The organism is Microbacterium sp. MAH-37 (assembly GCF_009758255.1).
Lineage (GTDB): Bacteria > Actinomycetota > Actinomycetes > Actinomycetales > Microbacteriaceae > Microbacterium.
Genome location: NZ_WSEN01000009.1, coordinates 106,227 through 130,793, shown reverse-complemented (window position 1 = coordinate 130,793; position 24,567 = coordinate 106,227). Strand labels below are relative to the sequence as shown.

The 24,567-nt window shown below is 69.5% G+C and carries 22 protein-coding genes and 1 tRNA gene; 12 read left to right on the top strand and 11 right to left on the bottom strand.

What is annotated here, in order from left to right; genetic code table 11:
- The first annotated feature begins 21 nt into the window (after nt 1–21).
- A complete protein-coding gene (locus GON06_RS12875) occupies nt 22–900 on the top strand; it encodes a LysR family transcriptional regulator (RefSeq protein WP_157312689.1) in 879 nt (292 codons plus the stop codon).
- A 45-nt stretch (nt 901–945) separates the two neighbouring features.
- Here the strand turns inward: GON06_RS12875 and GON06_RS12870 are convergent, their stop codons facing one another.
- Both GON06_RS12870 and GON06_RS12865 read right to left on the bottom strand, forming a co-directional pair.
- Nucleotides 946–2,145, bottom strand: coding sequence for a metallophosphoesterase family protein (locus tag GON06_RS12870; RefSeq protein WP_157312688.1), 1,200 nt, complete (start codon nt 2,143–2,145; stop codon nt 946–948).
- A 95-nt stretch (nt 2,146–2,240) separates the two neighbouring features.
- Nucleotides 2,241–2,744, bottom strand: coding sequence for a glutathione peroxidase (locus GON06_RS12865; protein WP_157312687.1), 504 nt, complete (start codon nt 2,742–2,744; stop codon nt 2,241–2,243).
- Between the two features lie 60 nt (nt 2,745–2,804).
- Between GON06_RS12865 and dusB the strand changes: the two genes are divergently transcribed.
- The 6 genes from dusB to GON06_RS12835 all read left to right on the top strand — a co-directional run bounded on the left by dusB (nt 2,805) and on the right by GON06_RS12835 (nt 8,805).
- Complete coding sequence (dusB, locus tag GON06_RS12860; RefSeq protein ID WP_157312686.1) at nt 2,805–3,956, top strand: tRNA dihydrouridine synthase DusB; 1,152 nt, start codon at nt 2,805–2,807, stop codon at nt 3,954–3,956.
- A complete protein-coding gene (locus tag GON06_RS12855; RefSeq protein ID WP_332837511.1) occupies nt 3,946–5,325 on the top strand; it encodes a deoxyguanosinetriphosphate triphosphohydrolase in 1,380 nt (459 codons plus the stop codon). Before dusB ends, GON06_RS12855 begins: the two co-directional genes overlap by 11 nt.
- Entirely contained in the window at nt 5,325–7,202 is a 1,878-nt protein-coding gene (gene dnaG, locus GON06_RS12850; protein ID WP_157312685.1) for a DNA primase, read from the top strand. Before GON06_RS12855 ends, dnaG begins: the two co-directional genes overlap by 1 nt.
- 35 nt (nt 7,203–7,237) lie before the next feature.
- On the top strand, nt 7,238–8,008 hold the full coding sequence (locus tag GON06_RS12845; RefSeq protein WP_157312684.1) for an ATP-binding cassette domain-containing protein: 771 nt from the start codon (nt 7,238–7,240) through the stop codon (nt 8,006–8,008).
- Nucleotides 8,009–8,105: 97 nt separating this feature from the next.
- Nucleotides 8,106–8,181 (top strand) — tRNA-Asn (locus tag GON06_RS12840).
- A 159-nt stretch (nt 8,182–8,340) separates the two neighbouring features.
- A complete protein-coding gene (locus tag GON06_RS12835) occupies nt 8,341–8,805 on the top strand; it encodes a VOC family protein (protein WP_157312683.1) in 465 nt (154 codons plus the stop codon).
- A gap of 60 nt (nt 8,806–8,865) precedes the next feature.
- On the opposite strand, the gene def is transcribed toward GON06_RS12835, so the two are convergent.
- Nucleotides 8,866–9,432 carry a peptide deformylase gene (gene def / locus GON06_RS12830; protein WP_332837510.1) on the bottom strand — a complete coding sequence of 189 codons (567 nt, stop codon included), beginning with the start codon at nt 9,430–9,432 and terminating at the stop codon, nt 8,866–8,868.
- Between the two features lie 70 nt (nt 9,433–9,502).
- Here def and GON06_RS12825 point away from each other — a divergent pair, with 70 nt between their 5' ends.
- On the top strand, nt 9,503–10,537 hold the full coding sequence (locus tag GON06_RS12825) for a DMT family transporter (protein ID WP_157312682.1): 1,035 nt from the start codon (nt 9,503–9,505) through the stop codon (nt 10,535–10,537).
- On the opposite strand, the gene pgl is transcribed toward GON06_RS12825, so the two are convergent.
- The 6 genes from pgl to tkt are packed head-to-tail and all read right to left on the bottom strand — an operon-like array spanning nt 10,531 to nt 18,621.
- Entirely contained in the window at nt 10,531–11,307 is a 777-nt protein-coding gene (gene pgl, locus GON06_RS12820) for a 6-phosphogluconolactonase (protein ID WP_157312681.1), read from the bottom strand. The two genes, GON06_RS12825 and pgl, sit on opposite strands and share 7 nt — an antisense overlap.
- A gap of 2 nt (nt 11,308–11,309) precedes the next feature.
- A complete protein-coding gene (locus tag GON06_RS12815) occupies nt 11,310–12,245 on the bottom strand; it encodes a glucose-6-phosphate dehydrogenase assembly protein OpcA (protein WP_332837509.1) in 936 nt (311 codons plus the stop codon).
- Nucleotides 12,242–13,786, bottom strand: coding sequence for a glucose-6-phosphate dehydrogenase (zwf, locus tag GON06_RS12810; protein WP_157312680.1), 1,545 nt, complete (start codon nt 13,784–13,786; stop codon nt 12,242–12,244). Before zwf ends, GON06_RS12815 begins: the two co-directional genes overlap by 4 nt.
- Nucleotides 13,787–13,808: 22 nt before the next feature.
- Nucleotides 13,809–15,413: a glucose-6-phosphate isomerase gene (locus tag GON06_RS12805; RefSeq protein WP_157312679.1), complete on the bottom strand. Its 1,605-nt coding sequence runs from the start codon at nt 15,411–15,413 to the stop codon at nt 13,809–13,811.
- A complete protein-coding gene (gene tal, locus GON06_RS12800) occupies nt 15,410–16,522 on the bottom strand; it encodes a transaldolase (protein WP_157312678.1) in 1,113 nt (370 codons plus the stop codon). The genes GON06_RS12805 and tal overlap by 4 nt, the downstream gene beginning before the upstream one ends.
- Nucleotides 16,519–18,621 (bottom strand): transketolase, encoded by a 2,103-nt coding sequence (gene tkt / locus GON06_RS12795; RefSeq protein ID WP_157312677.1) that lies wholly within the window; start codon nt 18,619–18,621, stop codon nt 16,519–16,521. The genes tal and tkt overlap by 4 nt, the downstream gene beginning before the upstream one ends.
- A 203-nt stretch (nt 18,622–18,824) precedes the next feature.
- On the opposite strand from tkt, the gene GON06_RS12790 reads away from it, so the two are divergent.
- On the top strand, nt 18,825–19,757 hold the full coding sequence (locus tag GON06_RS12790; RefSeq protein WP_378734819.1) for a heme o synthase: 933 nt from the start codon (nt 18,825–18,827) through the stop codon (nt 19,755–19,757).
- Between the two features lie 58 nt (nt 19,758–19,815).
- Here the strand turns inward: GON06_RS12790 and GON06_RS12785 are convergent, their stop codons facing one another.
- On the bottom strand, nt 19,816–20,238 hold the full coding sequence (locus GON06_RS12785; RefSeq protein ID WP_157312676.1) for a hypothetical protein: 423 nt from the start codon (nt 20,236–20,238) through the stop codon (nt 19,816–19,818).
- Nucleotides 20,239–20,283: 45 nt separating this feature from the next.
- The gene (locus tag GON06_RS12780) at nt 20,284–21,405 is read right to left on the bottom strand and encodes a COX15/CtaA family protein (RefSeq protein WP_157312675.1); all 1,122 of its coding nucleotides are present in this window, start codon (nt 21,403–21,405) and stop codon (nt 20,284–20,286) included.
- A 232-nt stretch (nt 21,406–21,637) separates the two neighbouring features.
- Between GON06_RS12780 and sufB the strand changes: the two genes are divergently transcribed.
- From sufB to GON06_RS12765, 3 genes are read left to right on the top strand one after another with little or no spacing between them, the layout of a single operon-like run.
- Entirely contained in the window at nt 21,638–23,056 is a 1,419-nt protein-coding gene (gene sufB, locus GON06_RS12775; RefSeq protein ID WP_157312674.1) for a Fe-S cluster assembly protein SufB, read from the top strand.
- A 3-nt stretch (nt 23,057–23,059) separates the two neighbouring features.
- Nucleotides 23,060–24,211: a Fe-S cluster assembly protein SufD gene (gene sufD, locus GON06_RS12770; RefSeq protein WP_332837507.1), complete on the top strand. Its 1,152-nt coding sequence runs from the start codon at nt 23,060–23,062 to the stop codon at nt 24,209–24,211.
- Nucleotides 24,208–24,534, top strand: a complete 327-nt coding sequence (locus GON06_RS12765) for a non-heme iron oxygenase ferredoxin subunit (RefSeq protein ID WP_332837506.1) — start codon at nt 24,208–24,210, stop codon at nt 24,532–24,534. The genes sufD and GON06_RS12765 overlap by 4 nt, the downstream gene beginning before the upstream one ends.
- Nucleotides 24,535–24,567 lie beyond the last annotated feature (33 nt).

Below are 24,567 nucleotides of genomic sequence, written 5' to 3'. Positions count from 1 at the left end.
ATGAAGAACCATGATGGATGCATGGAACTCCAGCAGCTGAGGTACGCCGTCGCCGTGGCCGAGGAGCGCAGCTTCACGCGCGCCGCCGAGCGGTGCCTTGTGGTGCAGTCGGCACTCAGCCATCAGATCAAGTCGCTGGAGCGTGAGCTCGGTCTGATCCTGTTCGCGCGCACCAGCCGCCGCGTCGAGACGACCGCAGCGGGGGAGGCGTTCGTCATCGCTGCGCGCGCCAGCCTCGAGGCGGCAGATCGTGCACGCGTGGATGCCGCCGCGGCGGCCGGGCTGGTCCGCGGCACGCTGACGATCGGGATGATCCCGACGGTCACCGCGATCGACATCCCCGCGGCGCTGGAGATCTTCCGCCGCGCGCACCCTGACGTCCGCATCCACCTGCGCACCGGCGGCAGCGAGGAGTTCATCGCCGCCATCGCCGCGGGAGACATGGACGTCGCCGTGCTGGGGCTGCCCGAGACGCAGCCGCCGACGGGTGTCGCCTCCCGGACCATCGCCCGCGAGCATCTGGTCGCGGTCGTGTCATCGCGGCATCCGCTCGCGTCTCGTCGACGCATCCGGCTCGACGACCTCGCGTGGGAGACGTTCGTGGACTTCCCCGCCGGCACGCCGGGACGTCTGCCGTCGGATCTCGCCTTCGCAGAGCACGACGTGCCCCGGGACGTCGCCTTCGAGGCGATGAACACGACGCTCATCCTCGACCTCGTGCGCCGGAACCTCGTGATCGCGCTGCTCTCGCCCGCCGTGGTGCCCCAGGGCGATGATCTGCGCACCCTCGCCGTGTCCGATGGGCCGACGCGTATCGAGTACCTCGCGTGGAGCGCGTTCAACCCCTCACCCGCGGCTCAGGCGTTCCTCGCCGTGGAGCGAGGGGATGCCGAGGGATGACCGAGGGCAGGGGCCGCGGACGTGCGTGCCCCTGCCCCGATGAGGTCAGATCGCCTGCTGCTTCGGCCCCAGCGGCAGTGGCTGCATCGGCTGGTCGTTCGCGGTCAGATCGATGCCGAGGTCGCGCGCGTAGACGACCCTGGTCCTGATCGACACGTCGTCGCCGTTCTCGGTGAGCTCGAAGACGCGGCCGCCGCGCATGCGGTTGCGCTCCGCGCCGTTCAGGCCGTAGGCGCCGAAGCCGGTGCCGGGCGCGTAGCCGAGCAGCACGCCGTAGTAGTCGCCGTAGTAGTCGTTGACGTGGTCGTGTCCGACGAAGACGCCCTTCACGTCGCCGCGCTCGAGGATCGCGTTGTACATCCCCGAGTTGAACGGACCGGGGCACTCGTCCTCGTTGCGCTCACCCGTGATGCTGTGGCGCGCCCTGCCTCGTGCGGCGTCGGCGCTCGTGCGGGTGTCGACGCCGCCCCACCACATGAAGCGGTGCTCCCAGAGTGCGATGTGGATGAACATCAGGCCGGGGATCTTGCGGCCGCTGCGCTGTTCGAGGCGCTGCGACTGCTCGCGGTACCAGGAGACCTGATCCATGCGGAGCCAGTCCCAGTCGGGGTAGCCTGCGAAGTCCTGACCGGCGATGCGCTCAGGCGCGTAGCGCCCCGAGTCGAGCAGCCACAGTGCGAAAGCCTCGCGGTTCTTCTTAGCCGCCGACGAGATCGACACGATCGTGTTGCTCGTCCCGGTCAGGCCGCGGGCGTTCTCCGCGTTCAGGTTGTAGTCGTAGGAGCGGTAGATCTCGAGCATCCCCGCCTCGTCGACGCCCGAGGTGGGCAGCGAGTCCTCGTCGTGGTTGCCGTACGTGACCGCCCAGGGGATCCGGCGGGACTCCATCGGCTGGACGACGTTGTTGATCGCCTGCTTCACCGCGAGGCGCGTCTCGCAGCCTGAGGAGATGACGTCGCCGTTGATGACGACGAAGTCGGGCTTCTCCTGATCGAGGACCTTCTCCATCAGCTCGACCGTGCGACGGTCGGTCTGCTCATCGTCCTGCGTGTCGTTGAACTGGACGACCTTGAACGTCCGGTCCTGGCGGAATCGCAGTCGCGGCGCCTTCGCCGCCGGCGTCCCCGGTGCCGATGTCGCGGTCGTCCCGGCGTGCGCCGCCCCGAACGGCAGCGCGGCGCTGACGGCGCCGATCGCTCCTGCAGTGATCACGGTGCGCCGGCTCATGGGCAGTCGTTCTGGCATTCCAGGTCTCCTCTTCGTCGCGGGCGGATTCTCGCCGCGGAGACGCTAGGAGACGAAGATGGCGGGGGGACGACGGGCAGGTGAACGCTTTCCGTTCAGCGGCCCGCGGCGGACAGCGCCGCCTCGATCGCCGACACGATCTCGGGGGAATCCGGCTTCTGCCGCGGGCGGAATCGCTGCACCGAGCCGTCTGGCGAGACGAGGAACTTCTCGAAGTTCCACTCCACGCGGCCGGCCTTGCCCTCGGCATCCGAGGTCTGCTTGAGGGCCTTGTAGAGGTCGGTGGCGCTGCGGCCGTTGACCTTGACCTTGTCGTTCACCGGGAAGGTGACGCCGTACGTGGTCGAGCAGAAGTCCAGGATCTGGTCCATCGAACCCGGTTCCTGGCCGAAGAACTGGTTGCAGGGGAACCCGAGCACGGTGAACCCGCGGGACTCGTACGCGCGCTGCAGCTCTTCGAGCTGCTCGTACTGCGGGGTGAGCCCGCACTTGGAGGCGACGTTGACCACCAGCACGACATCGGCTCCGTAGTCGTCCAGCGTCTTCTCAGTGCCTGCGGCGTCGGCGAAGGGGATCTGTCGGAGGGGGAGGTCGGTCATATTCACAGCCTATGTTCGGTGCCGCCCGCGAGCGCCGGATTCTGGGAGAATGGAGAGGATATGTCTGTTGCCACCGCACCCGCCAGCGCCCTGCGCATCGGCCCGATCGAACTCGACGTGCCCGTGGTCCTCGCCCCCATGGCCGGGATCACCAATACCGCCTTCCGCAGGCTCTGCCGCGAGTACGGCGCCGGCCTGTACGTCAGCGAGATGATCACCTCGCGCGCGCTCGTCGAGCGGAACGCCATCACGATGCGCCTGATCCAGCATCACGAGTCCGAGACGCCGCGCTCGATCCAGCTCTACGGCGTCGATCCGGCGACCATCGCCGAGGCCGTCCGCATCATCGTCGCCGAGGACCGCGCCGATCACATCGATCTCAACTTCGGCTGCCCGGTGCCCAAGGTCACCCGCAAGGGCGGGGGAGCGGCGCTGCCCTGGAAGACCACGCTGTTCGCCGACATCGTCGACCGCGCCGTCAAGGCGGCCGGCGACGTGCCTCTGACGGTGAAGATGCGCAAGGGCATCGACAAGAACCACCTCACCTTCCTCGAGGCCGGCCGCGCGGCGGAGGATGCCGGGGCCGCGGCCGTTGCGCTGCATGCGCGCACCGCGGGCGAGTACTACTCCGGTCACGCCGACTGGGCGGCGATCGGCGAGCTCAAGCAGGTCGTGACCAGCATCCCGGTGCTCGGGAACGGCGACATCTGGTCCGCCGACGACGCGGTGCGGATGATGGCGGAGACCGGTGCCGACGGCGTGGTCGTCGGACGCGGATGCCTCGGGCGGCCGTGGCTGTTCGGTGAACTGGCATCCGCCTTCGGCGGCGAGGGCGTGCACGTCGACGCCACCCTGCAGTTCGTCGCAGCGGCGTTCCGCCGGCACGCCGAGCTTCTGGTCGAGTTCTTCGAGGACGAGGACCGCGGATGCAAGGACATCCGCAAGCACGTCGCCTGGTACTTCAAGGGCTACCCCGTCGGCGGTGAGCTGCGTGCGGCCCTCGCGCGGGCGTCCACGCTGCAGGAGATCGACGACCTGCTCGGAACGCTCGGCGACGCGCCCTACCCCGGCGCCGGTGCCGAGGGGCAGCGCGGTCGCGCCGGATCTCCCAAGCGCACGGCTCTGCCGGACGGCTGGCTGGACTCCCGCGAGATCGGGTCGGACACCGGCGAGATGATGCGAGGAGCGGAGACCGAGAACAGTGGCGGCTGACGGGACCGTACTCGGCGACGGATACACCGAGCGTGACGCCGAGCGCTTCTTCGCCGAGACGCACCGCTCCGAGCGCGACGACTTCGCGCGCGACCGCGCCCGGGTGCTGCACTCCGCGGCGCTACGCCGTCTTGCAGCCAAGACGCAGGTGCTCAGCCCCGCCAGCACCGCCGATTTCGCCCGCAACCGGCTGACCCACTCGCTGGAGGTCGCCCAGGTCGGGCGCGAGCTCGCGATCGCCCTCGGCGTCTCGGCGGACGTGGTCGACACCGCCTGCCTGAGCCACGACCTCGGGCATCCGCCCTTCGGCCACAACGGCGAGCGCGCGCTGAACGAGTGGGCCGAGAACATCGGCGGTTTCGAGGGCAACGCCCAGTCGCTGCGCATCCTCACCCGTCTCGAGGCCAAGGTGCTCGACGACGGCGACAGATCGGTGGGGCTCAACCTCACGCGCGCCAGCCTCGATGCGACTTGCAAGTACCCCTGGACGGTCGACAGTCCCGTCCCGGACCCGGGCGGCCGGCTCAAGTTCGGCGTCTATCCCGAGGACGAGGCCGTGTTCCGCTGGATGCGCGACGGCGCACCCGGCCGGCTGCGCTGCATCGAGGCCGAGATCATGGATCTCTCCGACGACATCGCGTACTCGGTGCACGACTTCGAGGACGCGATCGTGAACGGCTACCTCGACGTCGCGCAGCTCTCCGACCCGGTCGAGCACCACGCGCTGGTCAGCCGCATCCAGCAGTGGGTCGGCTACGACTTCACCCGCGACGAACTCGCGGACGCGCTGTACCGGCTGAACTCGCAGCCGATGTGGCTGAAGTCCTTCGACCGCTCTCGCCGCGATCTCGCCCGCCTGAAGAACCTCACCAGCGACATGATCGGGCGCTTCGCGCGGGCATCCGTGTCGGCGACGCGCGCCGAGTACGCGGGCCCCTCGCTGGCGCGGTACAACGCGCACGTCGTCGTGCCTCGCGTGGTCGAGGCCGAGATCGCCGTGCTGAAGGGCATCATGGGCCAGGCGATCGTCACGATCGACGCGCGCCGCGGTGTGTACAAGGAGCAGCGCCGCGTGCTGAAGCGGCTCGCCGACGCGCTGTGGTCGACCGATGCGCTCTGGACGGCGGGCGCCGACGTGCTCGAGCCCGCGTTCGCCGCCGACTTCCACGACGCCGAGACCGACGACCAGCGCGCCAGGGTCGTGGTCGACCAGATCGCGAGCCTGACCGACCAGACCGCGGTGGACTGGCACAACCGGCTGGTCGGCGACATCGACCCGGCGGAGGTCGGTATCTGGTCGCCCCGGCACGTCAGGCCGGGTGCCCGTGCGCGGGTCGCCGCGGCGACGGCCGCCGAGGGAGCGCGCTGATGCCGCGCATCCTGCAGGCCGACATCGACGAGGTGAAGTCCCGCACCAACATCGCCGACATCGTGGGGGAGCGCGTCGCCCTCAAGTCGGCGGGCGTCGGATCGCTGAAGGGGCTCTGCCCGTTCCACGACGAGAAGAGCCCGAGCTTCCACGTGCGGCCGCAGGTCGGCTTCTACCACTGCTTCGGATGCGGGGCATCGGGCGACGTGTACTCGTTCCTGCGCGAGATGGACCACGTCAGCTTCACGGAGGCGGTCGAGCGCCTCGCCGGCCGCATCGGGTACTCGCTGCACTACGAGGACGGCGGGGCCGCACCGGAGACCAGCGGGCGCAGCCGGCTGTACGCGGCGAACACCGCCGCGGCGGAGTTCTTCCGCTCGCAGCTGCTGAGCCCCGAGGCAGAGACGGCCAGGGCGTTCCTCGGCCAGCGCGGCTTCGACGCCGGTGCTGCCGCGCATTTCGGCGTCGGCTTCGCCCCGCGCGGCTGGGACGGCATGCTCAAGGCCCTCACCGCGCAGGGCTTCACCCGCGACGAGCTCAGCAACGCCGGTCTCGTCTCCGCCGGCCAGCGCGGGGTGTACGACCGGTTCCGCGGGCGACTCGTGTGGCCGATCCGCGACGTCACCGGTCAGACGATCGGTTTCGGTGCGCGCAGGCTCTTCGACGACGACAAGGGCCCGAAGTACCTGAACACTCCCGAGACCCCGATCTACAAGAAGGCGCAGGTGCTGTACGGGCTCGACCTCGCCAAGCGCGACATCGCCCGCGGCGACCCTCGCCGCGTCGTGGTGGTCGAGGGGTATACCGACGTGATGGCCTGCCATCTGGCCGGAGTCACCACCGCGATCGCCACCTGCGGCACCGCGTTCGGCACCGAGCACATCAAGGTGCTGCGCCGTGTCATGGGGGACGTCTCGGCATCCGGCGAGGTGGTCTTCACCTTCGACGGCGACGAGGCGGGTCAGAAGGCCGCGCTGCGCGCCTTCTCGGAGGACTCCCGGTTCACTGCTCAGACCTTCGTCGCCGTCGCGCCGGACGGGCTCGATCCCTGCGACCTGCGTCTGCAGCGGGGGGATGCCGCGGTGCGCGGCCTCATCGACACGAAGGTGCCGATGTTCGAGTTCGCGATCGATCGCAAGCTCTCCGGATTCGACCTGTCCACGGTCGAGGGGCAGGTGGGCGCGCTGCGCGCCGCCGCGCCGATCGTCGCAGAGATCCGCGACGAGCTGCTCCGGCCCGGCTATGAGCGCGTGCTGGCGCGCCGGCTGGGTATGGACCCGACCGCGGTGCACGCCGAGGTGCGCAGAGCGCCGCACGGCGGCGGGCAGGGGCCGCAGCGACGCGAGTCGCCCACGCAGACCGAGGCGCAGATGTTGCCGCCGGAACTCGAGTCCGGTGCGCCCGCCATGGCGGTCGTGACCCTCGCGAGCCTGCCGCGCAGCGCCGAGGTCGCGCTGGAGCGTGACACTCTCATCGGCACCCTGCAGTACGGTCACCAGGCCGACCCCGACCTGCTGCGCCGCGGTCTGCAGCAGCCGTTCCGGCATCCGGCGCTCGAGGCGGTGCGCGAGGCCGTCGCGAATGCCGACTGGACGCGGCCGAACTGGTCCGTCGAGGCGGTGAACGCCGTGCGCGAGCCCTACCGCTCGCTCGGCGGGGAGCTGCTGATGACCTCGTTCCCCGCGCGCGACGAGCAGGGAGCGGTGGCATCCACCACCGATCTCGCGCGCCGTCTCATCGTCCGCAGCATCGAGCGCGAGAAGAACGAACTGCTCGGTGCCGTGCAGCGCGTGCCGGCGGAATCCGACGGCGGCAGGGCGTTGCGCGTGCGGCTGCGCGATCTGGACGCCGAGAGGCAGCGCTTCTCCGAGTCGTAGGCGCGGAGCGCCGGTCCGTCGGGCAGGATGGGGAGATGCCCCGCAACACCAGTGACGCCGCGATCGACTGCTCCGACCTGGTCATCGACCGGATCGGTCACGGCGGTGCGACCAGGGCGGTCGACGGGGTGACCTTCGCCCTCCCTCCCGGCGAGCTGTTGTGCGTCGCCGGCCCCACCGGTTCCGGGAAGTCGACGCTGGTGGTCGCACTCGCGGGTCGCGAGGACCCGTCGGTGCGCATCGTGGGCGGGCGCGCGCAGGTGTGCGGCATCGACGCCCGTCGGGGCGGGCGGAAGAAGCGGATGCTGGGCGCGCTCACCGGCTTCGTCGGGCAGGGCGCCGGAGGAGACCTCCCGCCGCGTCTCACCGCGGGCGAGATCATCGCCGAGCCGATCACGCTCCGCGAACGCAAGGTCAACAGCAGAGCGCTCGCGATCCGCGTGGCCACGCTGCTCGACGAACTGCATCTGCCGTTGGGTGCCGCGAACAAGTTCCCCTATGAGCTCAGCGCCGGGATGCGTCAGCGCGTCGCGATCGCGCGGGCGCTGGTCATGGAGCCGCGCGTTCTCATCGCGGACGAGCCGCTGGCCAACCTCGACCCCGAGGTGCGTCACGTCGTCTTCGATGCCATCACCCGGCGCCGTGAGGGGCGTGAGATGGCCGCGCTGATGGTCACCAATGATGCGGACTTCATCCGAGAACTGAACGCCGCCTCGCTCATGCTCCGCGGCGGTCATGTGGTGGCCCGCGGGGTGGGCAGAAACCTCGTCTGGGCACCGAACGCGGAAGCCGATTCGCAGCGCTGAGCGCGGCACGCCCGGGGCGCTCGTCGTGTTCTTGCGCGCCTCCGGAGTTTGCTAAGCTTGTCGAGTTGCCCGCTCGCGGGTGACATGCCAGAGATGATCCCCTGTAGCTCAATTGGCAGAGCAGCCGACTGTTAATCGGCAGGTTGATGGTTCGAGTCCATCCGGGGGAGCCACAGGCCCGGCCTCTTCAGAGGCCGGGCCTTCTTCTTTCCGATCTGACGACGCGCGCCGGATAATTCTCAAGAGATCTTCGCGCGGATGTCGAGAATGGCGAACCGGCTCCGACTCACATATGAAGCCGCCGAACGGGCGGCCCTATGGAAGGAATCGAAATGCCTCGCATCACCCCCAACCTCTGGTTCGACGGACAGGCCCTCGACGCGGCGAAGTACTACGTGTCGGTCTTTCCGGACTCGCGCATCACCGATGTCAGCCGCATGGGTGACGGCGGGCCGGTCCTGACCGTCTCGTTCGAGCTGGACGGGCAGGCGTTCCTCGCGCTCAACGGCGGGCCGCAGTTCCCCTTCACCGAGGCGGTGTCATTCGTGATCGAATGCGCCGACCAGGCCGAGGTCGACCGCTACTGGGACGAGCTCGTCTCGAACGGCGGCGAGGAGAGCCGCTGCGGCTGGCTGAAGGATCGCTTCGGGCTCTCCTGGCAGGTCGTGCCGCAGGCGCTCGTCGAACTGCTCACCGACGCGGATCCGCGCCGTGCGGCAGCTGCCGGCGCGGCGCTGCAAGGCATGAACCGCATCGATGTCGCCGCGCTGCGTGCGGCGGCCGACGCCGCGGTGTAACGGGCTCGGCTTCTCAGCGGTCCCGTTCTCGGAGCGGGGCCGCTGCGTTTTCGTGCCGGCTCAGCCCTCGAGGTCGTCGACGCCAGGCATCCAGCTCTTGCCGGGGCGGCCCCAGCCGCGCTTGCGGGCGATCTTCTGCGCCGTCTTCCAGTCGCTGTCCGAGAGACGGTCGACGTAGAGGATCCCGTCCAGATGATCGAACTCGTGCTGCATGATGCGGGCGCGCCAGCCGTCCACCTCGATGCGCACCGGCTCGCCCTCGAGATCGGTGCCGGTGACCAGCACGCGGTCGGAGCGCCGCAGCGGGAACCGTTCGCCGGGGAAAGACAGGCACCCCTCGGACTCGAGGTCGGGGTCGGGCGAGCCCGGCTCGGGCGGCGTCATCCAGAGCACCGGGTTCAGAATCGCGCCGCGCCAGGGCTGCTCGTCGTCGTCGACGTACGAGTAGGTGTAGATCCGCAGGGCGACGCCGACCTGCGGGGCGGCCAGACCCACGCCGGGAGCGACGTCCATGGTCTCGAACATGTCGGCGACCAGCGTTCGGATCTCGTCGGTGACCTCACCGACCTCGTCCGCGCGTGCGTGCAGAACCGGGTCGCCCATGATGCGGATGGCAAGAACAGTCACGCCACAACCCTACTGTGCACCGGGTTCGCGAACCGTGCCCGGTACAGTCGTACGTGTGAATGGAGCGGGGATGGCGGGGGAAGTCGCGGACCAGCTGGTCGGGGTGTTTCAGAACCCCGGACTGCTGATGGGCATTCCGCTCGCCCTGGCGGGCGCCGTGTTCATGTCTCTGGGCGCCCAGTACCAGCACCGCGGCGTCGAGAAGGTCGAGCGCATCACCGGCACCGAGGGCACCACGGGGCTTTCGATGACGCAGCTCAAGGGACTGCTCACGCGGCCCTCCTGGCTGATCGGCACCCTCATGCTGGGGTTGGCCGTGGTCTGCCAGCTGGCGGCCCTTGCGGTGGCTCCGCTGATCGTCGTGCAGCCGCTCGGCGCGATCGCACTGGTGATCACGACGCTCCTGAACGCCCGCATCTCGGGCCACTCGCCGACCAGGCAGTCTCTCACCGCGATCATCGCCTGCGTGGGCGGCATCTTCCTGTTCGTGACCCTCGCGGCGATCTACGCCACCGAGCGTCCGATCACCGAGCGCGACCTGTTCGTCATCCTGGCGATCCTGCTGGTCGTGATCATCCTGCTGTTCGTCAGCTGGCTCGTGCTGCGGCACCGCATGCGGGCGCTCTTCTACGTCACGGGCGCAGGCATCCTCTACGGGTTCGTCGCCACTCTGGCGAAGGCAGTGATCAGCCGCATCCAGGCCGGCGAGTTCGACTGGGTGACCCTGGTGTGCGTCATCGCGCTGGTCTCCGCGGCGGTCGCCGGCGGCTACTTCGTCCAGACCGCGTACGCGTCTGGTCCTCCTGACCTCGTGATCGCCGGTCTCACCGTGATCGATCCGATCGTCGCGGTGCTGATCGGCATCCTCGTGCTCGGCGAGGCCGATGCCGCGCCGCTGTGGGTGCAGATCGGGTTCGCCGTCGCGGGCGGCATCGCGGTGTGGGGAGTGTTCGGTCTGGCCCGGTACCACCCGCAGATGATCAGCGAGAGTCAGGAGCACGCGATCACGCGCGGGAGCACTCCCACGACAGGATCGGAGCCGCAGCCCGAGTCCGGGGAGCCGGGCGCCCGGCCGGCGGGTGCGCCCGACGACCCCTCTCAGTAGTCGCGGTCGATGAGGTCGGGAGAGACCTCGGATGCGGCGGCCTCGTCGACGAAGAAGACCGTGCGTCGCCGTCCCTTGGCACCGGCGGCCGGCACGCTCGCGTAGCTCGCGCCCGCCAGGGCGAGGCCGAGCGCGGAGGCCTTGTCGGCGCCGGTGAGCACCAGCCAGACGCGCTTCGAGGCGTTGATCACCGGGCGCGTCAGCGTGATGCGCTCCGGCGGAGGCTTGGGGGAGTCCCGGACCGGCAGCACGGCGGCATCCGTCACCGTCACCTCGGGGCGGTCCGGGAAGAGCGACGCGATGTGGCCGTCGGGCCCGACGCCGAGGAAGCACACCGCGAACGAGGGCCAGGGGCGCTCGTCCGTGCCGTAGCGCGCCAGCTCGGCGGCGTAGGCATGCGCGGCCTCGTCGAGGCTCATCTCGCCCGGTTCGGCCGCCTCGTGCACGTTCTCGGCCGGCACCGGGATGTGATCGAGCAGGGCGCCGCGGGACTGCAGCGAGTTGCGGTCCGGGTCGTCGCGCGCGACGAAGCGCTCATCGCCCCACCAGAAGTGCACCAGCGACCAGTCGACCTTCGCCGCCCGAGGATGCTCGGCGACGGCGGCCAGGACGGCGCCGCCCATCGATCCGCCGGTCAGGCAGACGTGGGCGACGCGTCCGTCCCTGGTGCGGGCGCGCACCCTGGTCAGGAAGCGGTCGGCGACCCTCGCGGCGAGCTCCGCCGGCGTGGGTTCGACGACGACCGTCTTGACCGCGCGCGCCTGCTCCATCGTCACACTCCCGTTTCCGGCGGTCCCAGCCGCTCCCAGCCATCGGTGATGACTCGACCGTACAGCACGTCCGCGTCGAGGGTCCGCAGCTCCTCGGCCAGGCACTCGCGCAGCGTGCGGCGCGGCAGGTGCAGCTCCTGGTCGGGCTGGCCGGGCTGGGTGAGCCGGGCGACGCCGGGCGACGGTCGCTCCAGGAGGATGTCGCCGGAGGCCCGGTGCAGGCGCACCGACTTGATGCCCTCCTGCCAGTGCTCCGGGTCCTCGTACGACCAGCGCACCGGCACGTCGAATGCCATCTGCAGCCAGGCGGCGAGCAGCGCCGTCGAGGGCGATGCGGCGGCGCCGCGCACCTCGACGCCGGTGACGGTCTCGTAGGGCGGCTGATCCAGGACGGCGGCGAGCTGCTCACGCCAGTGCGTCAGACGCGTCCAGGCGAGGTCGGTGTCTCCAGGCGTGTAGGTCCGCCCCAGCAGGGCGAGCCTGTCGCGCACGTCGGGCGACGTCGCGGCGTCCGTGATCCGGCGCTGGGCGATGCGGCCTAGTGGGGCGGCAGCGGCCTCCGTCGGCGCCTCGTCGGGCCACCAGGCCACGACCGGGGCGTCCGGCAGCAGCAGTCCCGTGACGAGGCTCTCCGCATTGCTGGCGGCCTCGCCGTACGCGCGCAGAACGATCACGTCGCTGGCGCCGGCGTCGCCGCCGACGCGGATCTGCGCGTCGAGACGTGACGGTCCGTCTCCGACGGTGAGCACGATCACCCTCATCGGATGCTCGCGTGAGGCGTCGTTCGCGGCGTCGATCGCTTCCTCGGCCACGCCGTTGCGCGCGGCGATGACGAGCGTCAGCACTCGGCCGAGGGCCACCGCGCCGCCCTCTTCGCGCGTCTTGACGAGCTGCTTGGCGATCTGGCTGACGGTGGTGTCGGGCAGGTCGATGATCACGGGCGTCTCCAGACTCGTCCGTCGCGGGCCAGCAGGGCGTCGGCGGATGCCGGACCCCAGGAGCCGGGGGCGTACTGCTCGAGCGGACCGCCCTGCGCGGCCCAGTACTCCTCGACCGGGTCGAGGATCTTCCAGGACAGCTCGACCTCCTCGTGCCGCGGGAACAGCGGCGGGTCGCCGAGCAGGACGTCCAGGATGAGGCGCTCGTACGCCTCCGGGCTCGCCTCGGTGAAGGCGTGTCCGTAACCGAAGTCCATCGTCACGTCGCGCACCTGCGTGCCGGCGCCGGGGACCTTGGATCCGAAGCGGATCGTGACTCCCTCGTCGGGCTGCACGCGGATGACCAGGGCGTTCTGACCGAGCTCCGAGGTGCGTGCGAGCAGGTGATGCGGGGCGCGCTTGAAGACGATGGCGATCTCGGTGACGCGGCGACCGAGGCGCTTCCCGGTGCGCAGGTAGAACGGCACCCCTGCCCAGCGGCGGTTCGCGATCTCCAGCTTCACGGCTGCGTAGGTCTCGGTGGTGGAACGGGGGTTCATCCCGTCCTCCTCCAGGAAGCCGTTCACCTTCTCTCCGCCCTGCCAGCCGCCGGCGTACTGGCCGCGCGCGGTGGCGAGCGACAGGTCCGCGGGCAGCTGGACGGCCTCGAGCACCTTCTCCTTCTCGGAGCGCAGGTGCTCGGCGGAGAGGCTGATCGGCTCCTCCATCGCGGTGAGGGCGAGCAGCTGAAGCAGATGGTTCTGGATGACGTCGCGCGCCGCACCGATGCCGTCGTAGTAGCCGGCACGGCCGCCCACACCGATGTCCTCGGCCATGGTGATCTGCACGTGATCGATGTGGTTGCGATTCCAGATCGGCTCGTACAGCTCGTTGGCGAAGCGCAGCGCGAGGATGTTCTGCACCGTCTCCTTGCCGAGGTAGTGGTCGATGCGGAAGATCGAGTCGGCCGGGAACGCGACCTCCAGTGCGCTGTTCAGTGCACGGGCCGATTCCAGATCGTTGCCGAACGGCTTCTCGATCACCACGCGTCGCCAGCACTGATCGTCGTCGCTCGCGTCGCCGACGAGTCCGGAGTCCTTCAGCTGACGGGCGACCGTCGGGAAGTCCTTCGGCGGGATCGACAGGTAATAGGCGTGGTTGCCCATCGTGCCGCGTTCGACGTCGAGCTTCTCGACGGTCTCCCGCAGCCTGCGGAACGACTCAGGGTCGTCGAAGGTGCCCTGCACGAACCGGATGCCCTGCAGCAGGTGCTGCCAGGTCTCCTCTCGGAACGGCGTGCGGGCGTGCTGCTTGACGGCCTCGTAGACGACCTGGGCGAAGTCCTGGTCCTCCCAGTCGCGGCGTGCGAATCCGACCAGGGCGAACCCCGGGGGCAGCAGGCCGCGATTGGCGAGGTCGTACACCGCGGGCATGAGCTTCTTGCGGGACAGATCGCCGGTGACCCCGAAGATCACCAGGGCGCTGGGCCCGGCGATCCGGTTCAGCCGACGGTCGTCGGGATCGCGCAGCGGATTCTGCCCGCGCGAGATGGGTACTGTCATCGGTTCCGTGCCTCGATCGGTGTTATTGGGCGGCTTCGAACAGCGCCATCACGTCGGCGGACGCGTCGGCGATGGTCAGGGATACGACGGGACGTCCGTGCTCGGCGAGCACAGCGGCGTCGCCGGCGGCCTGCGCCTCGATGAGCTGTCCGAAGGTGAACGGACGATCCGGGATCTCCAGGTCCACGTCGGTGCGCTCCAGGATCTGCAGGAAGACACCCTGGGCGGGACCGCCCTTGTGGTACTGCCCGGTGGAGTGCAGGAAGCGCGGCCCCCACCCGAAGGTGGCGGGACGCCCGGAGTCCGCCGCGACCATCTCGCGCAGACCCTGCAGCTGGGGCAGGTCCAGGCGGTTCACGTACGCCTGCACGGCCACGTAGCCGTCATCGGGCAGCTGAGCCCAGAGCGCGTCGAGGACGCCCTCGATCGTGCCGGAGGAAGCCAGGGCGGCGTCGGACACCCGCACCTCGATGCCCTCCTGCACGAATGCAGCGGGGGTGGGCTCGGGACGCGCATCGAGCAGACCGCGCGCCGCGACCTTCGCCGACTCGACGTCGGGCTGGTCGAACGGGTTGATGCCGAGCAGGTAGCCGGCGATCGCGGTGGCGTACTCCCAGAGCACGAACTGCGCGCCGAGCGTGCCGCTGACGAGGATCTCGCCGTGGTGACGCTCTGGCAGATGGAACTCGTCGGCGTCGTCGACGAGGCGCACCAGCTGAAGGTCGGCAGGTGTCGTCTCGACCTCGGGGGAGACCGGCAGCAGCACCACCGGCAGGATGCCGGTGCCCTCCTTGCCGGTGGACTCCGCGATGAGCTGCTCGATCCAGTCCGGCAGCCCGACGATGTGCGTGCCGTCGGTGATCAGGCCGAGCTTGTCGGGGCGCGGGTCGGCGCCGGCGATCGCCGCGGCGAGGCGCAGAGCGGGGTTCGAGGCGGTGTCGATGGCGACCTCGAGCAGCGAGGCCTCCGCCTCGTCGAGCAGCTCGGAGACATCTGCGCCGGCGAGACCGGAGGGCACCAGGCCGAACGCGGTGAGCGCCGAATAGCGGCCGCCCACGTTCGGGTCCGCGTTGAAGACGCGGTACCCGGCCTCGCGCGCGGAGGCGTCGAGCGGCGAACCGGGGTCGGTGACCACGACGATCCGCTCTGCGGGGTCGATGCCGATGTCGCGGAAGGCGGCCTCGAACGTGCGCCGCTGCGAGTCGGTCTCCACGGTCGAGCCGGACTTCGACGACACCACGAGCGCGGTACGCGCGAGGTCGTCGTCGAGAGCGGCCAGCACCTGCCCGGGCGCGGTGGAGTCGAGGATCGTGAGAGGGACGCCCGCGGTCTGGGTGATGACCTCGGGTGCGAGGGACGAGCCGCCCATGCCGGCCAGCACGAAGCGGTCGACGCCCTTGGCGGCGAGTTCCTCGCGCAGCGCCGTGATCTCGGTGACCAGCGGCCGCGAGACCGACACGGCCTCGAGCCAGCCGAGTCGGATGGAGGCCTCGGCCTCGGCATCCGGTCCCCACATCGTGGCGTCTCCACTGGTGAGGCGGGTCGCGATGAGCTCGGCGACCAGCCGAGGGACGGTGTCCTCGACGGCGGCGGCGACCGCCCCCGAGACGTGGACGGCGACACTCATCGCGCGGCCTCGAGCCCCGCCGCGACCTGGGTGAGCAGGTCGTGCCAGGAGTCGATGAACTTCGCGACGCCCTCGTCCTCGAGCACCTGCGTGACGTCGTCGAAGTCGACCCCGACGGCCTTCAGGCCCTCGAAGACCTCGCGGGACGCCTCATAGGTCGAGGTCACGGTGTCACCCGTGACGACACCGTGGTCGGCGGTGGCCTCCAGGGTCTTCTCCGGCATGGTGTTCACGACACCGGCGGCGACCAGCTCGGTCACGTAAAGGGTGTCAGGCAGCGCCGGGTCCTTCACACCGGTCGACGCCCACAGCGGGCGCTGCAGGGTGGCACCGGCGTCCAGCAGCGCCTTCGCGCGATCGCCCGCGAAGGTCTGCTCGTAGAGCTCGTAGGCGAGTCGCGCGTTGGCGAGGCCCGCCTTGCTCTTCAGCGCGGTGGCCTCGTCCGTGCCGATCGCTGCGAGACGCTTGTCGGTCTCCGTGTCGACGCGGGAGACGAAGAACGAGGCGACCGAGTGGATCGTCGACAGGTCGATGCCCGCAGCCTTCGCGGTCTCGAGACCGGTCAGGTAGGCGTCGATGACCTCGGCGTAGCGCTCCAGGCTGAAGATCAGCGTCACGTTGACGCTGATGCCGGCGCCGATCGTCGCGGCGATGGCGGGCAGGCCCGCCTTGGTCGCGGGGATCTTGACGAGCAGGTTCGGGCGGTCGACGCGGTCCCACAGCTCCTTGGCCTGGGCGATCGTGCCCTCGGTGTCGTGGGCGAGGTCGGGGGAGACCTCGATCGACACACGGCCGTCGACGTGGCCGGTGGCGTCGTAGACCGGGCGGAACACGTCCAGCGCGTCGCGGACGTCCTGCGTGGTCGCCGCGAAAACGGCGTCCGCGGCGGATGCGCCGGAGGCTGCGAGCTCGTGCACCTGCGCGTCGTACGACGTGTCGTCGGGGTTGGTCATCGAGTTCGCGAAGATCGTCGGGTTGGTGGTGACGCCGACGACGTTGCGGGTGTCGATCAGCTGCTGCAGGTTGCCCGACTGGATGCGGGTGCGGGACAGGTCGTCCAGCCAGATGCTGACGCCGGCGGCCGAGAGGTCTGCGGTGGGGGTGCTCATGCGTTCTCCTTGATGCTCTCGCGTGCCGCCTCGACGACGGCCTCGGCGGTGATGCCGAACTTCTGGAACAGGGTCTTGTAGTCGGCGGAGGCGCCGAAGTGGTCGATGCCGATCGAGCGGCCGCGGTCGCCGACGATGCCTCGCCAGCTCAGCACGGAGCCGGCCTCGACCGAGACGCGCGCGGTGACGGCCTTCGGCAGCACGCTCTCGCGGTACGCCTCGTCCTGCTCGGCGAACCATTCCAGCGAGGGCGCCGAGACGACGCGGGCGTTGACGCCCTCGCCGGCCAGCGTCTCGCGGGCGGCCACGGCCAGCTGCACCTCGGAGCCGGTGGCGATCAGGATGACGTCCGGGGTGCCGTTCGGCGCCTCGGCGAGCACGTACGCGCCCTTCGAGGTGTTGGCCGCCGAGGCGAACTCGTCGCCGGATGCCGCACCCTCGCCTCGGGCGAACACGGGGATGTTCTGGCGGGTCAGCGCGATGCCGGTGGGGCCGCCGTGCCGGCTGAGGATCTCGAGCCAGGCCGCCGCGGTCTCGTTGGCGTCGGCGGGGCGGACGACGGTGAGGTTCGGGATGGCGCGGAGCGAGGCGAGCTGCTCGATCGGCTGGTGCGTCGGGCCGTCCTCACCGAGGGCGACGGAGTCGTGCGTCCAGACGAAGACGCTCGGCACGTTCATCAGTGCGGCCAGACGCACCGCCGGGCGCATGTAGTCGCTGAAGATGAGGAACGTGCCGCCGAACGGACGGGTCGGGCCGTGCAGCACGATGCCGTTCAGGATCGAGCCCATGGCGTGCTCACGGATGCCGAAGTGCAGCACGCGGCCGTAGGGGCTGCCCTTCCAGTCGTGCGTGGACCACTCCTCGGGGATGAACGACGGCGCGCCCGAGATCGTGGTGTTGTTCGAGCCTGCCAGGTCGGCCGACCCGCCCCACAGCTCGGGGAGCTCGGGTGCGAGGGCGTTGATGACCTTGCCGGACGCCGCGCGAGTGGACACCTCGGTGCCGGACTCGAAGACGGGCAGCGCGGCCTCGATGCCCTCGGGCAGCGCGTGCGCCTCGAGACGGTCCAGCAGTGCCTTGCGCTCCGGGTTGGCGGCGGCCCACGCGTCGAACGACTTCTGCCAGGCGGCGCGGTCCTCGGCGGCGCGGGCGGCGAGCTCGCGGGTGTGCGCGATGACGGCGTCCTCGACGACGAAGGACTTCTCGGGGTCGAAGCCGAGCACGACCTTCGTCGCGGCGACCTCGTCGGCACCCAGAGCGTTGCCGTGCACCGACTCGGTGCCGGACTTGTTCGGTGCGGGCCAGCCGATGATGGTCTTCAGGATGATCAGGGTGGGCTTGCCGGTCTCGGCCTTGCCCTGCTCGATCGCGTCGTTCAGCTCCTGCACGTCCTCGACGTACTGGCCGGTGCGGCGCCAGTCGACCTCGAGCACCTGCCAGCCGTACGCCTCGTACCGCTTGCGCACGTCCTCGGTGAACGCGACGTCGGTGTCCCCCTCGATCGAGATCTGGTTCGAATCGTAGATCGCGATGAGGTTTCCGAGCTGCTGGTGTCCTGCCAGCGAGGATGCCTCACTGGTGACGCCCTCCTGCAGGTCGCCGTCGCCGGCGATCACGTAGACGTGGTGGTCGAAGGGGCTCGTGCCGGCGGCGGCCTCCGGATCGAACAGACCGCGCTCGTAGCGCGAGGCGTAGGCGAAGCCGACCGCCGAGGCGAGTCCCTGGCCGAGCGGGCCGGTGGTGATCTCCACGCCCTTGGTGTGCCCGTACTCCGGGTGACCGGGGGTCAGCGAGCCCCAGGTGCGCAGCGCCTCGAGGTCGGACAGCTCGAGGCCGAATCCGCCGAGGTAGAGCTGGACGTACTGAGTGAGGGAGGAGTGCCCGACGGACAGGATGAAGCGGTCGCGTCCGATCCAGTGCGTGTCGGCCGGGTCATGGTGCATGACCCGCTGGTACAGCAGGTAGGCCACGGGGGCCAGGCTCATCGCTGTACCGGGGTGGCCGTTCCCCACCTTCTGCACGGCGTCCGCCGCCAGCACGCGAGCGGTGTCCACCGCTCTCCGGTCGAGATCGTTCCAGATGACTTCCGCCACGGTCATGCCCCTTCTGACAAGGAAAAAGGCGCCCGGATTCCCTGCGCGATCCGCGACGTCACGGAGGTGTGTGCACAGCGCCTGGGCGCGCGAGTGTTCCCCAGCATAGTGCGGCGCGAGACGCGTGAGACGGTTCATTTCAGCGTCGGCCGCACGTGCGCGGTGACGTAGACTTGGAGGAAACTGTCAGCATTCGCATGGAGGAGGCGATCGCGATCTCGACGATGTCGCAGACCGATGCCCGCACGTACTCGCTCGGTCAGAAGATCCAGGGCTATGTGGCGCTGACGAAGCCCCGGGTGATGGAGCTCCTCCTCGTCTCCACCGTGCCGGTCATGATCCTCGCCAAGGGCGGGACGCCGTTCACCTGGTCCGACGTCGGGCTCATCGTCGCGACGGTTCTCGGCGGCGCCATGAGCGCCGGCTCCGCGGCATCGTTCAACATGTACCTCGACCGCGACATCGACGTGCACATGAAGCGCACCGAGAACCGGCCTCTCGTCACCGGCGAGGTGTCGCCGCGCGGTGCGCTGGTCTTCTCCTGGGTGCTCGCCGTCGTCTCGACGGCCTGGCTGTGGTGGACGACCAACTGGCTGGCCGCCACGCTGTCGGCCGTCGCGATCTTCTTCTACGTCGTCATCTACACGATGATCCTCAAGCGGCGCACCGAGCAGAACATCATCTGGGGTGGCATCGCGGGATGCTTCCCCGTCCTCATCGGCTGGACCGCGGTGACGGGCTCGCTCGCCTGGCCGCCGATGGTGCTGTTCGTCCTGGTTTTCCTCTGGACGCCGGCGCACTACTGGCCGCTGTCGATGAAGTACAAGGACGACTACGACGACGTCGACGTGCCGATGCTCGGCGTGACCCGCTCCCCGTCGCAGGTGGGCCTGCAGGTCATCCTCTACGCCTGGGCCACCGTCGCGTGCTCGCTGCTGCTCATCCCCGTCGCAGGCATGGGCCTGGTCTACACGGTCTCGGCGCTGGTCTTCGGCGGCTGGTTCATCTACGAGTCGCACCGCCTGTACAACCGCGCCGTGCACGGCAACGAGCCGCGTCCGATGCGCGTGTTCCACGCATCCATCACGTACCTGACGCTGATCTTCCTGGCAGTCGCGGTCGACCCGCTGATGCCGTTCTGATCGACGGTTGACGAAAGGGCCGGCTCCGAACGTGGAGCCGGCCCTTTCGCGTTCCTGATCAGCGAGCCGATGCCGCGCCGACGGGCTCGACGGGGGAGTCGTCCTCGGTCGGCGCCGCAGTCTCCGCGGTCTCCGCGACATCCGCGACACCTGTCGAGTCCGCGGCGGGCGTCTCCTGCTGCGCGGTCCAGTCGATCGGCTCGACGACCTCGGGCCGCGGCTGCGGGATCAGCGCCTTCGCCGCGGCGAGGGCCAGAGCCAGCAGCAGGCCGATCACGCCGGCGCCGAGCACGACCGCGCCCAGCACGACCCAGCTCTGCCCGGCATAGACCTCGACACCGGTGGCCGTGCCGTCCAGAAGCGCCGACGTCATCGCGCCGATCTGGCGGGTGGACAGCCAGCCGCCGACGCCGATCGCGGCGAGCGAGAGCAGCACCAGGAGGAGATAGGGGACGGAGCGGACCAGTGATGTCTTCTTCATGTCCGGCACTCTGCCGGACCGCTCGATGCGCGCGGTGTGCGCGGCCTATGCGTGGCCTGCGTGCGCCGCGACGGCGGGTGCCTGCTCAGCCGCCACGGGGCGCTTCAGGTTCAGGACGACGACGGTGTAAGCCGCAGCCGAGAGCGAGGCGAGCATCATGTGGATGCCGACCAGCACCGGGGGCAGGCCGTGGCGGGCCTGCAGCACCCCGACGAGGACCTGCACGAGCACGGCGCCCGCGAGCACGATCAGCCAGTTGCGGGGCGGCAGGTGCAGCGTCCAGGCGCTGATCAGCAGCACGACGATGAGCGCGGCGAGCACGTAGCCGGGCCAGGAGTGCACATGTGCCAACCAGGTCGCGTCGAAGCCGTTGCGCTGGATGTTCGCATCGCCGGAGTGCGGACCGGAGCCGGTGGTGAGCACGCCGAACAGGATCGTGAGGGCCAGGGCGAGCCCGGTGACATGGGTCAGAACGGCGAACCAGCGCGGCACCGCGCTCTCACGGGGGCCGGGCGCGGCGTACATGCGCACGAGGTACGCGGCGGTCACGCACACCAGCAGCAGCGACGAGGTGTAGTGGAATCCGACGATGAACGCGTTCAGGTCGGTCAGCACGGCGAAACCGCCCACCACGGCCTGCGCCATCACGCCCACGAGCACGATCCAGGCGAGCACCGCGAGATCGCGCCTCTGCCCGACCCTGCGCAGCGAGTCCACGGCGCCGACGAGCACGGTCAGGAGCAGGACGGTCGACATCAGCGCCGCCGCGGGCAGGCCGAGGGCGGATGCGACGATGAAGACGCCGATGGCCACGACGATGCCGCCGACGGCGAACCAGACCGCGCGCAGCACCAGGCGGCGTCCGCTCAGGGCCTGGAGGGTCAGCATCAGCACCGCCAGCGCGAGCAGCCCGACCAGACCCGTCATCGTGCGGTTACCGAACTCGATCACGCCGTGAACTCCCTGGACCTCGAGGATCGGCGTGAAGGACTCCGGAGTGCAGAGCGGCCATTCCGAGCATCCGAGACCCGAACCGGTGAGCCGCACCGCACCGCCGGTGCCGATGATGATGACCTCGGCGAGGAACGAGAGCCACGCGAGCACCCGCAGCGGTCGGGAGATCACGATGCTCGTCTCGGGGCGGGACGTGACGGAACTGGCGTGCATGGCACCTCCGGCCCGCGCGCATCCCGGGAAACGGCTCGGATGCCGGCGGAACCTGTAGAATCGGATTGTTGAGATGCGCGCGCCTGGCGCGAGACGCATCATCAACAGTTTAGGCGCGATGAACGCGTCGCTGATGAGGGCCCCACAGCGGTATCCCATCCCCGGTCACTCGACGGGGGTCGGGCATGCCGGGGCGGATGACACCGTTTGCGGCCTGTAGAGGAGAGTGTGTATGTCGGATGTGCTGATCGACCGCCCCGAGCTCGAGGGTCTGGGGGTGTACGAGTTCGGCTGGCACGATGAGGACGTCGCCGGCGCCAGCGCGAAGCGCGGCCTGAGCGAAGCCGTCGTGCGTGACATCTCCGGCCTCAAGAACGAGCCGGAGTGGATGCTCAAGACCCGTCTGAAGGGTCTCGGCCTGTTCGGTCGCAAGCCGATGCCGACCTGGGGCGCCGACCTCAGCGAGATCGACTTCGACAACATCAAGTACTTCGTCCGCTCCACCGAGAAGCAGGCGCAGTCGTGGGAGGAGCTCCCCGACGACATCAAGAACACGTACGAGCGCCTGGGCATCCCCGAGGCGGAGCGCCAGCGCCTGGTCGCCGGCGTCGCCGCGCAGTACGAGTCCGAGGTGGTCTACCACCAGATCCGTGAGGACCTGGAGGAGCAGGGTGTCATCTTCATGGACACCGACACTGCGCTGCGCGAGCACCCGGAGTTCTTCGAGGAGTACTTCGGAACCGTCATCCCTCCGGGAGACAACAAGTTCGCCGCGCTGAACACCGCGGTCTGGTCCGGCGGCTCTTTCGTCTACGTCCCGAAGGGCGTGCACGTCGAGATCCCGCTGCAGGCCTACTTCCGGATCAACACCGAGAACATGGGCCAGTTCGAGCGCACGCTGATCATCGCCGATGAGGACAGCTACGTGCACTACATCGAGGGCTGCACCGCCCCGATCTACAAGTCCGACTCGCTGCACTCGGCCGTGGTCGAGATCATCGTGAAGAAGAACGCCCGCGTGCGTTACACGACGATCCAGAACTGGTCGAACAACGTCTACAACCTGGTCACCAAGCGCGCCGTGGCGCACGAGGGCGCGACGATGGAGTGGGTCGACGGCAACATCGGCTCCAAGGTGACGATGAAGTACCCGTCGATCTACCTGATGGGCGAGCACGCCAAGGGCGAGACCCTGTCGGTCGCCTTCGCCGGTCCCGGTCAGCACCAGGACGCCGGCGCGAAGATGATCCACATGGCGCCGTACACCCAGTCGTCGATCGTCTCCAAGTCGATCGCCCGCGGCGGCGGCCGCGCCGGCTACCGTGGCGAGGTGCGGGTGGATCCCGCCGCGCACCACTCCGCGAACACGGTGCGCTGCGACGCTCTGCTGGTGGACACGCAGTCCCGCTCCGACACCTACCCGGCGATCGACATCCGTGTCGACGACGTGCAGCTCGGCCATGAGGCGACCGTCTCGAAGGTCAGCGAGGAGCAGCTGTTCTACCTGCAGTCCCGCGGGATGCCGGAGGACGAGGCGATGGCGATGATCGTGCGCGGCTTCATCGAGCCGATCGCGCGTGAGCTGCCGATGGAGTACGCGATGGAGCTGAACAAGCTCATCGAGATGGGCATGGAAGGTTCGGTGGGCTGACCCGTGACAACCGCATACATCGAGGTCGAGCCTGCCTTCGTGCCGGTGCAGACCCGTTCAGAGCGGCCGCACTCGTTCGAGCCCGAGGACTTCGGCGCCCCGAACGGCCGTGAGGTCAACTGGAAGCACACTCCCGTCGAGAAGCTGCGCGCCCTGTTCGAGGTCGCACCGCAGAACGACGGCGTGACCTACGAGATCAGCGCCGACCAGTACGTCGGCGCTCCGCTGGCTGCGGGAGCGGCCCCGCGCGGCGAGTTCTTCCGCCCCGAGGACGTCGTCTCCGCTGTGGCCTGGAAGGGCTCCGCAGAGGCGCTTCACATCGACATCCCGCAGGACGCCGAGGTCGCTGAGCCGATCGTCGTGACGATCACCGGGCAGGGCGCCGAGCGCCGCGCAGACGGCCACATCGTGATCGAGGCGGGTGTCAACAGCTCGGCGACCGTGCTGCTGCGTCACCTGGGCTCGGCCCAGTACGCGCAGAACGTCGAGATCCTGGTCCGCGACGGCGCCAAGCTCACCGTGGTGAGCGTGCAGCAGTGGCAGGACGACGCGGTGCACGCGGCATCCCACCAGGTGCAGGTCGGCCGCGACGCCGCGCTCACGCACTCGGTCGTCAGCTTCGGCGGCGGTCTGGTCCGTGTGAACCCGAACGTCGAGCTCGCCGGTAGCGGCGCTCAGGGTCGTCTGTACGGCCTGTCCTACGCCGACGCCGGACAGCACCTCGAGTCGCAGGTGTACCTGTACCACAAGGGCGCGCACACCGTCGGCGACGTGCTCTACAAGGGCGCGCTGCAGGGCGAGAGCGCGCACAGCGTGTGGATCGGCGACGTGCTCATCGGAGCCGACGCCGTCGGCACCGACTCCTACGAGGCGAACCGCAACCTGGTGCTCACCGAGGGCGCCCGCGCCGACTCGATCCCGAACCTCGAGATCGAGACCGGCGACATCCTCGGTGCCGGCCACGCCAGCGCCACCGGTCGCTTCGACGACGAGCAGCTGTTCTACCTGCAGGCCCGAGGCATCGACGAGGAGCAGGCACGCCGACTGGTGGTGCTCGGCTTCCTCAGCGACATCGTCCAGCGTCTCGGCATCCCCTCGCTGGAGGAGGAGCTCATGGACGCCATCGAGGCCGAGCTCGCCGAGGTGAACGCGTGACCGCGCAGCGCGCCTGCGCACTCAGCGAGCTCGAGCAGGACACGCCGCTGCGCGTGGTGCTCGACGGCAAGCCGATCGCGGTCGTGCGCGACTCGAACGACGTCGTGCACGCGATCGGCGACACCTGCACCCATGGCGACATCTCGCTGTCCGAGGGCTTCGTCGAGGGCGAGACGCTGGAGTGCTGGGCCCACGGTTCAGCGTTCTCGCTCGTCACGGGCAAGCCCCTCAACCTCCCTGCTTTCGAGCCCGTCCCGGTCTACACCGTCACGATCGACGGAGACGACGTGCTCATCGACCCGAGTGCGACGGTCGCGGCCTGAGCCGCCATCGCACGAGAAACGAAGGAAATCTGA